The organism is Microbacterium sp. P5_E9, from assembly GCF_054049175.1.
Genome location: NZ_JBFUMV010000002.1, coordinates 400,189 through 413,245, shown reverse-complemented (window position 1 = coordinate 413,245; position 13,057 = coordinate 400,189). Strand labels below are relative to the sequence as shown.

Below are 13,057 nucleotides of genomic sequence, written 5' to 3'. Positions count from 1 at the left end.
GAGGGAGTTGACTGGTTCCACACCCATCGCGAGGAGGACACATGCTGACCCTCGACCCCGAATCGATCGAGACCGCCGTCGCCGAGCGGGCTTTCACCGGCGTGGTCGCCGTGGATTCCGCCGACGAGAGGATCTTCGAGCGCGCCAGCGGATTCGCCCATCGCGCCCTCGAAGTGCCCAACACCGTCGACACGCAGTTCGGCATCGCCAGCGGCAGCAAGGCGTTCACGGCGCTGGCGATCATGCGACTCGTCGAGGACGGCAACCTGAGCCTCGACACGCCTGCGCGCCAGATCCTCGGCACGGACCTTCCCGAGATCGACGATGCCGTCACGATCGAGCACCTGCTCACCCACACGTCCGGCATCGGCGACTATCTCGACGAAGAAGCCGAGTGGGAGCCGTCCGACTACGTCCTCTCCGTGCCCGTGCACACCCTCACGACGGCCGAGGCGTTCCTGCCGCTCGTCGACGGGTTCGAGCAGAGCTTCGCCCCGGGCGAGCGCTGGGCATATTGCAACGGCAGCTACGTCGTGCTCGCGATCATCCTCGAGCGGGTGACCCGGGAGATCTACCACGACGTCGTGCGCCGCCTCGTGTTCGCGCCGGCGGGCCTGCAGAGCACCGACTTCCTGCGACTGGATGAGCTGCCCCGCCGAGCGGCCCTCGGCTACCTCTTCGACGAGGGCGACCGGGTCAACACGCTGAACCTCCCCGTGCTCGGCAGCGGAGACGGCGGCGCGTTCACGACCGCGGCGGACCTGCATGGGTTCTGGCGAGCGCTGTTCGCCGGGCAGATCGTCTCGCCCGCCGTGGTCGCCGAGATGGTCCGGCCCCGCCACGTTCCCGATGAGGGCATGCGCTGCGGGATGGGCTTCTTCCTGCACGCGACCGCGCCGGCCGTGCTGATCGAAGGGTACGACGCCGGCGTGTCGTTCCAGTCGACGCACCTCCCGGCATCCGCCACCACGGCGTCGGTGCTCGGCAACAGCTCCGAGGGGGCCTGGCCGGTCGTCCGGGCCGTCACCGATGCCATCGACCGTCTCGGCGCGGATGGAGGTGGCGGCGCAGGGGGGTGAGGCGTATTCAGGCCGTCAGTCCGGCAGCACGAGCGGTAGCTCGCGGGTCTCGTCCCAGGGCTCGGTCCAACCCAGGTGATCGAACATCGCATCGAGCAGCATGCCAGTGAAGCCCCACACCAGATGCTCACCGCCCGCGTGCGGCACGAGAAAGCCGGGGCCGCGCCACTCCTGTCCGTCGCGGCGGATGACCGTCGACCCGCGGTGCGCGGGGTCGAGCAGATCGGCCACCGGCGCGCGGAACACATCCGACGATTCGGCTTCGTCGACGACGTGCACGGGGGACGGATGCCGCCACCACCCGAGCACCGGAGTCACGAGGTGCTGCGAATACGCCAGCGGAATGGGTTCGAGCATGCCCAGCACCTCGACGCCCGCGGGGTCGAGACCCGTCTCCTCCCGAGCCTCGCGGAGAGCAGCCGCGACGAGACCGTCGTCCTCGGGATCGACCCGTCCGCCTGGGAACGCGACCTGCCCGGGGTGCGAACGGAGCGTCGACGCACGCGCCAGGAGCAGCACGTCGAGATCGCGGGACACCGCACTCGCATGAGCGTCGTGATCGCTGGGAAGCGCGTCGAGCACTCCGAAGAGGATGAGCACCGCCGCCGGGCGCGAATCCGCCGCCTCGGGCAGCTCTGCGATCCGGGGGAGAAGACCGACGCCGCTGCCCGCAGCCACGGCATCGGCGAGTGCGAGGAGCTGCGCCCGCGCGCTCTGGACGGAGATTTCGGCAGGCATTCGTTCAGGCTACGCCGGGTTCGGGGGCCGGGCGCCGGTAGAGCTCGGCCGGTCGGCCGCGCCCTTCGCTGAACAGGTCACCGGTGGGCTCGAGCCCGGCGAGCATGGTGCGCCGGAACGTGTCGGGCAGCAGCCGCTCCCCGGCCACCGCCTCGTGCACTTGGCGCAGCCTGCGGATCGTGAACGGTTCGGGAAGGAATCCTGCGGGGTCGGGTGCGCGCCGATACTCGGCACGCAGGGCAACGACTGCGAACGCGATGATCTTCGCGTGGTCGTATTCCAGAACCGGCAGGGCGTCGACGTCGACGATCCGGGTCCGGTCGGATGCCGGCATCCGCTCCTCTCGCACGACGTCGTAGTGCGCGACGCTGAGCACCCATCCGCGATCGTCGCGGCCCGGCTCGTCGAAGACGTGCAGCTGCCGTGGCTCGAGCCCGACGATCCCCGCCTTGTCCTGGAGCGAGCGCCGCACGGCATCCGCAAGCGTCTCGCCGGGATGGAGGAAGGTGCCAGGAAGCCGCCACTCCGGGGTGCCGCCGCGAGCCGCGTCGTTCGTCAGCGTCAACAGGACGCACAGGCGCCCGCCGGAGATCGTCAGCACCGCGGTGTCGGTCGCCACCGAGGGCCGCGGGTAATCCCCAAGGGTCCGGCCCGAGCCGTCGCGGTAGGTCACAGGCCGATTTTACGCTGAACTGCGCAATGTCGGAGGCGTCTGAGATGCTGAACGCATGGAATCAACCGCCCAGCAGCTCGACCGCGCTGTCGGCGCCGTCCTCGCCTCCGCCGCGGGCGACGCGCTCGGATCGCACTACGAGTTCGGCCCCGCACTGGACGACGCCGTGACGCCGGAGTTCGGAATCGGATGCTTCGGCCACGACGTCGGCGAATGGACCGACGACACCAGCATGGCCCTGCCGATCCTCCAGGTGCTCGCGGATGGCCGCACCCTCGAGGACTCCGCCGCACTCGACGAGATCGTCACCCGCTGGCGCGATTGGTCGCGGACAGCGAAGGATGTCGGCACCCAGACCCGCGGCATCCTCTCGCACCTCACCGACACGACCGCCGACGCAGCGCTCGCCCGCTCGCGTGCTGTGCATGAGTCGACCGGGCGCAGCGCCGGAAACGGATCGCTCATGCGCACGGGCCCGGTCGCCCTCGGCTACCTCGACCGCTCGCCCGGGGAACTGGTCGCGGCCGCAGGTCGGGTCGCGCAGCTGACCCACTGGGAGGACGACAACGTCGACGCATGTGCGATCTGGTGCCTCGCGATCCGGCACGCGATCCTCACCGGCGAGCTGGATGTCCGCGCGCAGGTGGCGCTGATCCCGGCCGGGCGTCGGGCCCGCTGGACGAGCCTGATCGATGAAGCTCTGGCATCGGGCATCCATCCGCGCGATTTCCAGTCCGGGAACGGCTGGGTGGTGCGGGCATTCCAAGCCGCGCTTGCTGCGGTCAGTGGAGCGGCGTCGCTGACGGACGCGCTCGAGCGAGCCGTGCGCGGCGGTGGCGATACCGACACCGTGGCGGCGATCGCGGGGTCGCTCGCGGGCGCGGTGCACGGCGGCAGCGCGGTGCCCCTCGGCTGGAAGCGCCGGCTGCACGGGTGGCCCGGCATCGACGCAGAAGAGCTGACCAGGCTCGCCGGACTCGCCGCGCGCCACGAGACGCTCGAACGCTAGACGGCACCGCCCGGACTACAGCGGGCCGAAGACCCTGGAGGGATCGGCATCCAGCTCCAGCACTTCGAGCGCACCGAGCAGTTCGCGCTCCTCGTAGCGGAAGTGCGACTCCATGATCGCGCCGATGCCATCGAGGTGCCGGCGGAGCACCGCGCCGGGCTCGCCCGACTGCAGCGCGTGATCGAGCTGCGCCAGCAGATGGCCGATCATGCCGTGATCCTGCTCGAGCTTCGCGATCACGGGACGAAGGTCCGGATGCCGCGCCTTGAGCTCGGGGAACAGCCCGGCGTCCTCGCCGACGTGGTGTGTGCCGAGGGCGACGCAGAACCCATGGCAGTAGAGGAGCAGATCGCGGGTCACCGATTCCGGGTCGGATTCGAGGCCGGAGCGCGCGACCTGCAGCGCGGCGCGCAGACGCTCGTGCGCGGTGCGAAGCTCGGCGTCCCACGCGATGAGTCTCGCCCGTTCGCTGTTGCCCACTCCCCCACTCTGGGGCACGGCGAAGCCGATGTCGACCGCGATCTCCTTCACCCGCGGCGCGTCGGCGCTCCTCCCCCGCCCAAGCCGCGGCGCTGGCTCCTGGGAACTGTTCTGACCCCGTCGAAGAGTCGCGCGATCACATCGAGGCATCACTGCATCACGGAGCCTGATGTTATGATGCAGGATGCGCACAACCATCACGCTGACACCTGAGGCCGATGCCCTGGTGCGCCGGGTGATGCGAGAGCGCGGACTGTCTTTCAAAGACGCAGTGAACGCCGCAATCGTCGACGGTCTGGCCCCACGACCGCGCACCGCCTACGAGACGCCGGTGCGACGCCTGGGCCGGGCGCGCATTCCCCTCGATCGGGCGCTGGGCGCGGCATCCGATCTGGAGGACGAAGCGCTCCTGCACAAGCGGGAGCTCGGCAAATGAAGCTCATCGACGCGAACGTGCTGCTCTACGCGGTGGACGCGGATGCCCGCCACCACCAGCAGGCGAAGCGCTGGCTCGATCGCGCCCTCTCGGGGGCCGACACGGTCATGCTGCCGTGGGTGTGCGCGCTCGCATTCGTGCGCCTCACGACCAGCGCGCGGGTCTATGAGAACCCGCTCTCCGTCGACGATGCCCTCGACATCGTCGGGAGCTGGATGTCGCAGCCGAACGTGATCACGCCGGAGCCGGCGAGTGGGCATCTCGAACGGATGCGCGAGCTGCTCACCCACACGGGATCCGGCGGCAACCTCGTCACCGACGCGCATCTCGCCGCGCTCGCACTCCAGCATCGGGCAACAGTCGTCACGTTCGACAGCGACTTCGGGCGGTTCGACGGGGTCGACTGGATGCGGCCCGAGTAGCCGGGGTCACTCCCCCAAGGCCCTCAGGGCGAGGAACGTCACCCACTTCGACGGCTCGCCCGGCGGAACGTCCATCGGGAACCACACCCGACCGGGAACGATGTCCTCCTGCAGCCACGTGCCGTCGGGCTGACGACGGGAGCGCACCAGCTCGAGAGTCTCGTCCACGCGCGGATCGAGGGGCACTCCATCACGACGTGCGGCCTGGGTGAAGTAGTCGACGGCCTTCAGCGCCGTGAACGGCGCCCGATACGGCCATAGGATCACGGTCGCCCAGCGCGTGACCTGCTCGCCATCGGACAGCCGATAGCGCAGCCGGCGCTCGAGCAGATACTCCTCGCCCCGCTTGCGAGCCGCGCGCAGCTCCGGCGTGCTGCCGGCGATCTCCTCGTACGCAAGGATGCCGCGGAGGGCATTGATCGTGGAGTGGAACGACGATCGGGTGGAGCCCTCGATCCATTCGCAGTTCCACCCGCCGTCGGCGAGCTGGTGCTCGGGAAACCATGCGGCGAGCGCACTCACGTCGGCGCCGAGCCACGCGCCGTTCGCGAGGGTCATCGCGTTGATGCAGACATCCACCTCGCCGTCCCAGTAAGGCAGGTCGTCGTACTCCCACCGCGAGTTGGCCGCGATCTTGGCGGCGGTGCCGGCGAGGGCCGCGGCATCCATCCCCCATTCGCGCAGCGCGGTGAGCGACCAGGTGGTCGCGGTCCATGGCTGACCCTCTTCGTCGTTGGTCATGTCAGCGGGGAAGAACGCCCCACCCGCCCACTGCCCATCGGGATCCTGGTGGGCAAGCAGAGCGGCGCCATTCCCCTCGATCGCGATGCGTGCCCGGGTCGCCTGCCAGACCTCCGGCGGCGCTCCGACGAGGTCGCGCTCCACCTGCCAGCGCAGCGTCGGATCGGAGTCGAGCAGCCAGGCCATCACGTCCATTCGCCCACGCTAGATCGCACGGCCGACATGCGCCACGGATGCCTCTACCCCGCGCCGATCGAACCCACCCGTCGTACGCTCGATGCATGGCTACCGAAGCGGGCTGGTACGACGACGGCTCCGGCAGGCAGCGCTGGTGGGACGGAGCGCGCTGGACGGAGCACTACGTCGACCTCAGCGAGCGGGACATCGCCCTGCACGCGGATGAGGCGACACCGGGTCGCGCTCCGGCCCGAGCGGGCTGGTACGACGACGGTCGTGGTCGCGAGCGTTGGTGGGACGGCACCCGCTGGACGGACGCGGCCAAGTTCAGCGGCGACGAGCGGTCGCTCGCGGGCATCGTCATCGATGGGCGCTGGATCCACTTCGGCGCGCTGAGTCAGCCGGTCACCGGCGCCGGTGCGGTGCAGGTGACGGGGGCTGAGCTGCTCAAGCGCGGTCGGCTCCAGAAGCCCGCGGTCGCCCGGACGCTCTTCGGACCCTCGGGCCCGATCACCCCGCATCTGCTCAAGCGCTCGGTGCGGGCCGAGGCGACCTACCTCCTCATCGAGGTGGCGGGACAGACCTGGCTCACCGCCGTTCCCCCGGGACAGGATGCCGAGGCCCGGCAGTTCGCGACCTGGATCAACCAGGTCTCGGAGCATTACCGTTACCGGTGATCGGACCAGAGGAACTCACAGCGCGTCCCCAGGTTCGCGGGACCAAAAGCAGCGCGGCATCCGTTCTTCTCTATGGCGCCGCAGCCAGCAGCGCCGATCCAGGAGGGACCACCCAGTGAGCACCGACTACCGCAAGACCCCCGAGGCGCTCGAGCGCCTCACCGACACCCAGTACCAGGTGACCCAGAACGCGGGCACCGAGCCGCCGTTCCGCAACGAGTACTGGAACAACCACGAGGCCGGCATCTACGTCGACGTGGTCTCGGGCGAGCCCCTGTTCTCGTCACTCGACAAGTACGACAGCGGCACCGGCTGGCCGAGCTTCACCCGGCCGATCGCCCCGGACGCGGTCACCACCAAGACTGACTGGAAGCTCCTGATGCCGCGCACCGAGGTGCGCTCGTCGGCCGCCGAGAGTCACCTGGGGCACGTCTTCAAGGACGGGCCGCGCCAGGCCGGAGGCCTGAGATACTGCATGAATTCGGCGTCTCTGCGCTTCGTCGCCGTCGCCGAGCTCGAGGAGCAGGGGTATGGCGAGTACCTGAGCCTCTTCGACAACACCGACAGCACCACCAGCACCAACACCGAGGAGCACGCATCATGACCAGTGGCAGGACCGACACCGGCATCATCACCCAGACCCCGGGCACCGAGACCGCCGTCCTCGCGGGCGGCTGCTTCTGGGGCATGGAGGATCTCATCCGCCGCCAGCCCGGCGTGCTCGACACCCGCGTCGGGTACACCGGCGGCAAGAACGACCACGCCACGTATCGGCACCACCCCGGTCACGCCGAGGCGGTCGAGATCGTCTTCGACCCCACCAAGACGTCGTTCCGCGACATCCTGGCATTCTTCTTCCAGATCCACGACCCGTCGACCATGAACCGTCAGGGCAACGACATCGGGTCGAGCTACCGGTCGACCATCTTCCCGCTCTCGCCCGAGCAGGAGCAGGTCGCCCGGGACACGATCGCCGACGTCGACGCGTCGGGCCTGTGGCCCGCTAAGGCGGTCACCACGATCGAGCCCGCCGGTCCGTTCTGGGAGGCAGAGCCCGAGCACCAGGACTACCTGATCACGTACCCGAACGGGTACACGTGCCACTTCCCGCGCGCGGGATGGGTGCTGCCCAAGCGCTCCGACGCGACCGTCTAGTCGACGCGATGACGGATGCCGGGGCCCGACGGGTCTCGGCATCCGCTCATTTCCGGCACCTAAACTCGAACCCGTTATGACTCCACTCACCGACGCCCAGATCCGGGCATCGTTCATCAACGCGTCCCGCAGCGAACAGAAGAATGTCACCCTCCCGCCCGACCTCGACGATCTCGTCTGGGACCGGCTCGACTTCCTCGGCTGGCGCGATCCCAAGCTGCCGCACGTCGGATACCTCGTGCTCCACATCGACGACGAACCCGTCGGCCTGATCCTGCGACAGACCGACACGCGAGCGCGCAGCCGCCCGCAGTGCTCGTGGTGCTCCGACATCCTGCTCCCCAACGACGTTGTGCTCTACACGACCAAGCGCGCGGGCCATGCCGGCCGCCGCGGCGACACGGTCGGCACGCTGATCTGCGAGAACTTCGAGTGCTCGAAGAACGTGCGGACGCTGCCGCCGATGGCCTACATCGGCTTCGACCGCGAAGCAGCCAGAGACCGTCGCATCGAGACGCTCCGCGAGCGCGTTGCGGGATTCGTCGGGGAAGTGCGCGGCGAGATCTGATGAGCGGATGCCGCGGCCCGGCCGGGTCGCGGCATCCGTCGTCCGCGCTGTCAGACGTGACGGACGACGACGACCGAGACCGGGTCGCCGATGTCCTTGCCGAGCTGCTTGCGTACCTTCGCGTTGAGCGAGATCATGTGGCCACCCGTCCCGGTGACCATCGCGCCGACGTTCTCCAAGCGAACCTCGTCGATGACGGCATCGACGCGCACGGTCTTGCGCGTACAGAAGAATTCGGCGGACCCGGGGATCTCGACGCAGGCCCAGGTCTCGCCCTTGATCTCGATGCCGATCGTGGTGTCGAAGCGAAGTTCGTCTGAAGGAGTCACGCTGATCCGGTCGTTCGCTCCGCGAGCGCAGCGAGCGCGTCGCCCGTGAGGCGCTGGGTGGTCCACTCGTCCATCGGGGTGGCGTCGAGCGAGCGATAGAACGCGATCGCCGGCGCATTCCAGTCGAGGACGGTCCACTCGAGGCGGCTGTACTCCCGCTCGACGCAGACGGTCGCGAGCGACGCGATGAGCGCCTTGCCGTAGCCGCGGCCGCGCTGCGCCTCGTCGACGATGAGGTCCTCGAGCCAGATGCCGTGCCGGCCGGTCCACGTCGAATAGGTGAGGAACCAGATCGCGATGCCCACGATCTCGCCTTCGCGCTCCACGACGTGCGCGAACGCCTTCGGCGCGGCGCCGAAGAAGGTCTCGGTGATCGCTTCGACGGTGTTCTCGACGGCATCCGGCTCGCGCTCGTAGACGGCGAGCGCGTGGATGGACGCGAGGATGCCGGGCTCGTCGCCTCGGCGAGCCTCGCGCAGCACGGCACCGTCGGAGAAGGTTCGGGGAGTCACGATTCGAGCGTAGAGGCAGCGGGGCGCGGCATCCGTCGCCGGCGGACCAGAGCGGCGATCAGCCGCCAGCCGACGAGGAACAGGAAGAGCACGATCGACGCGACGATGACGAAGACGGGCACGACGCCCTGCCCGGACATGGCACGAAGGACCATTCCGCCGACGACCGTGACCACCCAGAGGCCGAGCCCGGTGCGGATGGGAGCAGCCGGAGCACGCCACGCGACGGTGACGGCCCAGCCGACGACGAGTCCGGCGAGGAACGGCCAGGCGGTGTGCCAGAGGCCGGCGAGGGCGTCCTCGTCATGGCTGGCGCGGCCGATCGCGGCGAAGAGGACGACCAGCAGTGCGTCGAGCGCGAAGGATCCGGCGATTGCCCGAGAAGTGGGCGGGGCACCACTCATCAACGGACCGGGCCGATCGCGGCGAGATCGGGCGTCAGCGCCTCGCGCTCGTCGAATACGAAGCACTCCCCCGTGAAATGGTCGCTGCCGACCTGTTCGAAGTATCCGAGGATGCCGCCGTCCAACTGCAGCGCGTCGACGCCGAGGTCGCCGAGGTAGAGCGCCGCCTTCTCGCAGCGGATCCCGCCGGTGCAGAAGCTCACGACGGTCTTGCCTTCGAGGTCCGCGCGGCGCGCGGTCGCGGCATCCGGGAACTGCGTGAACCGTTCGATGCGCCAGTCGAGCGCTCCCTCGAAGGTGCCGTAGTCGACCTCGAATGCGTTGCGGGTGTCGAGCAGCACCACTTCGCGACCCGCGTCGTCGCGTCCCTGGTCCAGCCACCGGCGCAGGGTCGTCGGTGCCACCGCGGGCGCGCGCACCGCGGTGGGTCGGATGGTCGGGTGGTCCATCCGGATGATCTCGCGCTTGACCTTGACCAGCATCTTGCGGAAGGGCTGATCCTCGGACCAGCTCTCCTTCGTGGTGAGCGCTGCGAATCGCGGATCCTCGCGCATTTCGTCGACGAAGCGGCGCACGGCGTCTGGGTCCCCGGCGAGGAAGAGGTTGATCCCCTCCTCGGCGAGCAGGATCGTGCCTTTCAGGCCCGCCGCGTCGGCCCGCGTGCGCAGCAGGGGACGCAGCGCGGCGCAGTCGTCGAGCGCCGTGAAGAGGTACGCGGAGATGTTGAGGACGGATGCCACGGCTCAAGCCTACGGACGAGGCGGAGTGCCGAGCGACGGGAGCGCGTAACCCGCGACCGGGCGATCGTCAAGGGGTGGGTCGTCGGTGACGACCCGGCGGAGGATGAATCAACCCGTCGCACCTCGGCGGGGAATGGAGGATCCCATGAACGCGTCACTTCCGGAATCACCGCTGCCCGGGCCGGGCGAGGTGCCCGCGGCTCCATCCGCTCCCACCGGCCCGCCGCAACCGGGAACTCCCGGCACCCCGGCGGCACCGCCGGCTGCTCCGCAGCCGGTCGCCCCCACGCCCGACGAGCCGCTCGCGCCGAATCCGGCGGAGCCCACCGTCCCGACGCCGACCGAGCCGCTGGCCCCGAATCCGCCGGAGCCCACCATTCCGGCGCCGGCCGAGCCGCTCGCGCCGCGTCCCGACGAGACTCCCCCGCCCGGCCTGGATCAGCCGACGGCCCCGAACCCCGCCGAGCCCGCCCCGATGTAGCCACGGCGGACGCGGCATCCGTCGTCATCTCATCGCGGAGGCAAGGCGTCGCCGAGATGTTCTTCGAGCCACCCGCACCACTCCGAGATCGCGTGCCACCGCTCGCAGATGACCTCACCCGCCTCCGGCGTCCACATCCAGTCGGCGGGCGGATCGCTGCGGCGGATGGCCAGGCGCTTGAGCCGCAGGAACTCCACCCGCGGGTGATCCGCGGGGTAGCCACGCGGTGCCGTGCGCAGCGCGTCGTCCGTCGAGAGTTCGAACTCCCGCGCATCGAGCGCCCGCAGGACGGAATCGAGCGAGCGAGCGGATGCCTCGTCGTCGACGAGCTGCCGGAAGCGCGCGAGCGCCGCGGGCGGGACGTCGAAGACTCCGCCGCCGGTGAGGAGGCCCTCCTCGCTCAGGTGCACGTAGTGCGCGACCCGCGCGCGAGTGACCATGCCGATGTGGAGCTTGTACGGCGACTTGTCCGCGCTGAACCGGACGTCCCGGTAGGGCCGGAAGATCTTCACCTCACCGAACTCCGCTTCGAGATCGGCGGCGAGCTGGAGCATCGGCTCGTGGACATGCCGCTCGTAGCGGGTCTTGTTCGCCGTCCACCATTCCTTCGTGTTGTCGCCGCGAAGCTCGGCATAGAAGGAAAGCGCGTCGCGGTCGAACCCTGAGAAGCCCACGGCGCGATGGTAGTCCCCGCGCCGGTCGCTGTCGCGCCTCAGCCCGATCGCCCTCGGCGACCCCACAGCCCCCCGAACAGGGCGTGCAGCAGAGCGGGAACCGATGCGACCTTGAGTACTGTCCCGAGGACCCGTGCCTCCGGCCTCGCAACCAGCCCGCCGACGAGGAGCCCGGAGAACAAGACGGCCGACACGATCCGGCGGTTCGCCCGCTCGAGCCGTCGCATGCGCTGGTTCAGCGCCGGCGAGTCGATGGCGAGTCTGCCACCCTCGAGCCGTGTGGTGAGTGCGTCGAGCCGCTGCGGCAGGCGTGCGTAGACGCCGGCGACCGAGAGCGCCTGCTTCGCGAACGTCTGCACGACGTTGCCACCCTGCTCGCGCAGCAGCCTTCCGGCGAAAGGCTCGACGGCACCCCACATGTTGAAGCCCGGGTCGAGAGCGCTGCACATGCCCGACGTCAGCGACATTGCCCGCACGATGAGGAGGAAGTTCTCGGGCAGCTGGAACGGCAGGGCTCGCACCACGTCGCCGAACTCGGTCGCGAAGTCGCGCAGCTCCCGGGGATCGACCTGCTGCAGCTCGGACAGGCCCATGCCGCCGAAGCGGGCGAACAGCTCGGTCATCGCCCGCTCGAGCTCTTCCGTGTCGGCAGAAGGGAGCAGCACGCCTACCTCGTGGATGCTCTCGACGAGTGCCTTGCCGTCGCGTGAGGCGACCGCGATCATCAGCTTCTGCAGGCCTCGACGCAGGTCGTCGGTGACCTCGCCCATCATCCCGAAGTCGATGAATGTCAAGGTCCAGGTGCGGCCGGTGGCGGCATCCGGAGCGCCCGCAATCGGGGTGACGAAGATGTTGCCCGGATGCGGGTCGGCATGGAAGTAGCCGTCCGAGAAGAGCTGCTCAAACATGACGGCGGCGAACTCGGCCGCGACAGCGGCCGGTTCGATGCCCGCCGCTCGCAGGGCATCGAGGTCGTTGATCTTTATCGCGGTGACATCCGCGAGGGTCAGCACCCGACGGGTGGTGCGCTCCCACACCACCTGCGGAGCATCGACCCGCGGATCCTCGGCGAAGTTCTCGGCGAAGCGCTCCGCGTTGCCGGCTTCGTGGATGTAGTCGATCTCCTGCAGGCTCACATGGGCGAACTCCTCCACGAGGGAGGGCAGGTCCACGTGGTCCGCCACGACTCTCACCCGACTGAGCCACGAGGCGACGCGACGGAGGGCCCGGAGGTCGACGGCGACGATCGCGTCGATGCCCGGCCGCTGGATCTTCACGACCCCCTCAGCGATCCCGGTGTCAGCGGCGTCGACGGCCGACAGCCGCACCCGATGGGCCTGGCCGAGGGATGCCGCAGCCAGCGGAGTCGGATCGATCGATGCGAATGCACGCTCGAGCGGCATCCCCAGCTCAGCCTCGGCGATCGCGCGGATAGCCGCGAAGTCCACGGGGGGAACCTCGTCCTGCAGCCCTTCGAGCTCCTTGGTGATCTCGGGGGGCAGCACATCGAGGCGCGACGACATGAACTGGCCGACCTTGATCATGAGCCCGCCGAGCGACACCGCCAGCACGTGGAACCGCTTGGCGATGGTCTCGAGCCGCTTGCCGCGCCCTCGTGCCGACAGCCTTCCGAGCCCGATCCTGGGGAGGAACAGCTCATACCACCACGCCTGGACGATGTATCGCCCAGCGAAGCGCAGAATCCGGCGATAGCGGGCGCGCGAGTCAACTGCGTCGAACATCAAGCCTCCTTGACGCCGAC

General features: G+C 69.4%; 19 protein-coding genes. 9 read left to right on the top strand and 10 right to left on the bottom strand.

Annotated features, from left to right (window positions below):
* The first annotated feature begins 41 nt into the window (after positions 1-41).
* Positions 42-1,079 (top strand): serine hydrolase domain-containing protein, encoded by a 1,038-nt coding sequence (locus tag ACXJ3V_RS05270; RefSeq protein WP_457099210.1) that lies wholly within the window; start codon positions 42-44, stop codon positions 1,077-1,079.
* Between the two features lie 15 nt (positions 1,080-1,094).
* On the opposite strand, the gene ACXJ3V_RS05265 is transcribed toward ACXJ3V_RS05270, so the two are convergent.
* Positions 1,095-1,817, bottom strand: a complete 723-nt coding sequence (locus tag ACXJ3V_RS05265) for an NUDIX hydrolase (RefSeq protein WP_457099209.1) — start codon at positions 1,815-1,817, stop codon at positions 1,095-1,097.
* Between the two features lie 4 nt (positions 1,818-1,821).
* Entirely contained in the window at positions 1,822-2,490 is a 669-nt protein-coding gene (locus ACXJ3V_RS05260) for an NUDIX hydrolase (RefSeq protein ID WP_457099208.1), read from the bottom strand.
* 55 nt (positions 2,491-2,545) lie between these two features.
* Here ACXJ3V_RS05260 and ACXJ3V_RS05255 point away from each other — a divergent pair, with 55 nt between their 5' ends.
* Positions 2,546-3,499 carry an ADP-ribosylglycohydrolase family protein gene (locus ACXJ3V_RS05255; protein WP_457099207.1) on the top strand — a complete coding sequence of 318 codons (954 nt, stop codon included), beginning with the start codon at positions 2,546-2,548 and terminating at the stop codon, positions 3,497-3,499.
* A gap of 15 nt (positions 3,500-3,514) precedes the next feature.
* On the opposite strand, the gene ACXJ3V_RS05250 is transcribed toward ACXJ3V_RS05255, so the two are convergent.
* Complete coding sequence (locus tag ACXJ3V_RS05250) at positions 3,515-4,030, bottom strand: hemerythrin domain-containing protein (RefSeq protein WP_457099206.1); 516 nt, start codon at positions 4,028-4,030, stop codon at positions 3,515-3,517.
* 133 nt (positions 4,031-4,163) lie between these two features.
* Here ACXJ3V_RS05250 and ACXJ3V_RS05245 point away from each other — a divergent pair, with 133 nt between their 5' ends.
* Both ACXJ3V_RS05245 and ACXJ3V_RS05240 read left to right on the top strand, forming a co-directional pair.
* A complete protein-coding gene (locus tag ACXJ3V_RS05245) occupies positions 4,164-4,415 on the top strand; it encodes an antitoxin (RefSeq protein ID WP_457099205.1) in 252 nt (83 codons plus the stop codon).
* Positions 4,412-4,837, top strand: coding sequence for a TA system VapC family ribonuclease toxin (locus ACXJ3V_RS05240; RefSeq protein ID WP_457099204.1), 426 nt, complete (start codon positions 4,412-4,414; stop codon positions 4,835-4,837). Before ACXJ3V_RS05245 ends, ACXJ3V_RS05240 begins: the two co-directional genes overlap by 4 nt.
* 6 nt (positions 4,838-4,843) lie before the next feature.
* Here ACXJ3V_RS05240 and ACXJ3V_RS05235 read toward each other — a convergent pair whose 3' ends face one another.
* Positions 4,844-5,773, bottom strand: coding sequence for a squalene cyclase (locus ACXJ3V_RS05235; RefSeq protein WP_457099203.1), 930 nt, complete (start codon positions 5,771-5,773; stop codon positions 4,844-4,846).
* An 86-nt stretch (positions 5,774-5,859) separates the two neighbouring features.
* Between ACXJ3V_RS05235 and ACXJ3V_RS05230 the strand changes: the two genes are divergently transcribed.
* The 4 genes from ACXJ3V_RS05230 to ACXJ3V_RS05215 all read left to right on the top strand — a co-directional run bounded on the left by ACXJ3V_RS05230 (position 5,860) and on the right by ACXJ3V_RS05215 (position 8,155).
* The gene (locus ACXJ3V_RS05230) at positions 5,860-6,432 is read left to right on the top strand and encodes a DUF2510 domain-containing protein (protein WP_457099202.1); all 573 of its coding nucleotides are present in this window, start codon (positions 5,860-5,862) and stop codon (positions 6,430-6,432) included.
* Between the two features lie 115 nt (positions 6,433-6,547).
* The gene (msrB, locus tag ACXJ3V_RS05225) at positions 6,548-7,036 is read left to right on the top strand and encodes a peptide-methionine (R)-S-oxide reductase MsrB (RefSeq protein ID WP_457099201.1); all 489 of its coding nucleotides are present in this window, start codon (positions 6,548-6,550) and stop codon (positions 7,034-7,036) included.
* Positions 7,033-7,587, top strand: a complete 555-nt coding sequence (gene msrA / locus ACXJ3V_RS05220) for a peptide-methionine (S)-S-oxide reductase MsrA (RefSeq protein ID WP_457099200.1) — start codon at positions 7,033-7,035, stop codon at positions 7,585-7,587. Before msrB ends, msrA begins: the two co-directional genes overlap by 4 nt.
* A gap of 76 nt (positions 7,588-7,663) precedes the next feature.
* The gene (locus ACXJ3V_RS05215; RefSeq protein WP_457099199.1) at positions 7,664-8,155 is read left to right on the top strand and encodes an FBP domain-containing protein; all 492 of its coding nucleotides are present in this window, start codon (positions 7,664-7,666) and stop codon (positions 8,153-8,155) included.
* Between the two features lie 50 nt (positions 8,156-8,205).
* Here ACXJ3V_RS05215 and ACXJ3V_RS05210 read toward each other — a convergent pair whose 3' ends face one another.
* From ACXJ3V_RS05210 to ACXJ3V_RS05195, 4 genes are read right to left on the bottom strand one after another with little or no spacing between them, the layout of a single operon-like run.
* Positions 8,206-8,484, bottom strand: coding sequence for a DUF1905 domain-containing protein (locus tag ACXJ3V_RS05210; protein WP_457099198.1), 279 nt, complete (start codon positions 8,482-8,484; stop codon positions 8,206-8,208).
* A complete protein-coding gene (locus ACXJ3V_RS05205; RefSeq protein WP_457099197.1) occupies positions 8,481-8,996 on the bottom strand; it encodes an N-acetyltransferase family protein in 516 nt (171 codons plus the stop codon). The genes ACXJ3V_RS05210 and ACXJ3V_RS05205 overlap by 4 nt, the downstream gene beginning before the upstream one ends.
* A complete protein-coding gene (locus tag ACXJ3V_RS05200; protein ID WP_457099196.1) occupies positions 8,993-9,400 on the bottom strand; it encodes a DUF3054 domain-containing protein in 408 nt (135 codons plus the stop codon). The genes ACXJ3V_RS05205 and ACXJ3V_RS05200 overlap by 4 nt, the downstream gene beginning before the upstream one ends.
* Positions 9,400-10,140: a sulfurtransferase gene (locus ACXJ3V_RS05195; RefSeq protein WP_457099195.1), complete on the bottom strand. Its 741-nt coding sequence runs from the start codon at positions 10,138-10,140 to the stop codon at positions 9,400-9,402. The genes ACXJ3V_RS05200 and ACXJ3V_RS05195 overlap by 1 nt, the downstream gene beginning before the upstream one ends.
* A 145-nt stretch (positions 10,141-10,285) precedes the next feature.
* Between ACXJ3V_RS05195 and ACXJ3V_RS05190 the strand changes: the two genes are divergently transcribed.
* Entirely contained in the window at positions 10,286-10,621 is a 336-nt protein-coding gene (locus ACXJ3V_RS05190; protein ID WP_457099194.1) for a hypothetical protein, read from the top strand.
* 29 nt (positions 10,622-10,650) lie between these two features.
* On the opposite strand, the gene ACXJ3V_RS05185 is transcribed toward ACXJ3V_RS05190, so the two are convergent.
* Together ACXJ3V_RS05185 and ACXJ3V_RS05180 are read right to left on the bottom strand one after the other, a co-directional pair.
* Positions 10,651-11,295 carry a DUF2461 domain-containing protein gene (locus ACXJ3V_RS05185; protein ID WP_457099193.1) on the bottom strand — a complete coding sequence of 215 codons (645 nt, stop codon included), beginning with the start codon at positions 11,293-11,295 and terminating at the stop codon, positions 10,651-10,653.
* A gap of 38 nt (positions 11,296-11,333) precedes the next feature.
* Entirely contained in the window at positions 11,334-13,037 is a 1,704-nt protein-coding gene (locus tag ACXJ3V_RS05180; RefSeq protein WP_457099192.1) for an ABC1 kinase family protein, read from the bottom strand.
* Positions 13,038-13,057 lie beyond the last annotated feature (20 nt).

Bases quoted from the DNA above. Each gene is read 5' to 3' on its own strand.
- ACXJ3V_RS05235 (WP_457099203.1), bottom strand. From the start codon at position 5,773: ATGGACGTGATGGCCTGGCTGCTCGACTCCGATCCGACGCTGCGCTGG.
- ACXJ3V_RS05265 (WP_457099209.1), bottom strand. From the start codon at position 1,817: ATGCCTGCCGAAATCTCCGTCCAGAGCGCGCGGGCGCAGCTCCTCGCA.
- ACXJ3V_RS05255 (WP_457099207.1), top strand. From the start codon at position 2,546: ATGGAATCAACCGCCCAGCAGCTCGACCGCGCTGTCGGCGCCGTCCTC.
- ACXJ3V_RS05215 (WP_457099199.1), top strand. From the start codon at position 7,664: ATGACTCCACTCACCGACGCCCAGATCCGGGCATCGTTCATCAACGCG.
- ACXJ3V_RS05240 (WP_457099204.1), top strand. From the start codon at position 4,412: ATGAAGCTCATCGACGCGAACGTGCTGCTCTACGCGGTGGACGCGGAT.
- ACXJ3V_RS05190 (WP_457099194.1), top strand. From the start codon at position 10,286: ATGAACGCGTCACTTCCGGAATCACCGCTGCCCGGGCCGGGCGAGGTG.
- ACXJ3V_RS05270 (WP_457099210.1), top strand. From the start codon at position 42: ATGCTGACCCTCGACCCCGAATCGATCGAGACCGCCGTCGCCGAGCGG.
- ACXJ3V_RS05230 (WP_457099202.1), top strand. From the start codon at position 5,860: ATGGCTACCGAAGCGGGCTGGTACGACGACGGCTCCGGCAGGCAGCGC.
- ACXJ3V_RS05180 (WP_457099192.1), bottom strand. From the start codon at position 13,037: ATGTTCGACGCAGTTGACTCGCGCGCCCGCTATCGCCGGATTCTGCGC.
- ACXJ3V_RS05200 (WP_457099196.1), bottom strand. From the start codon at position 9,400: ATGAGTGGTGCCCCGCCCACTTCTCGGGCAATCGCCGGATCCTTCGCG.
- msrA (WP_457099200.1), top strand. From the start codon at position 7,033: ATGACCAGTGGCAGGACCGACACCGGCATCATCACCCAGACCCCGGGC.
- ACXJ3V_RS05245 (WP_457099205.1), top strand. From the start codon at position 4,164: ATGCGCACAACCATCACGCTGACACCTGAGGCCGATGCCCTGGTGCGC.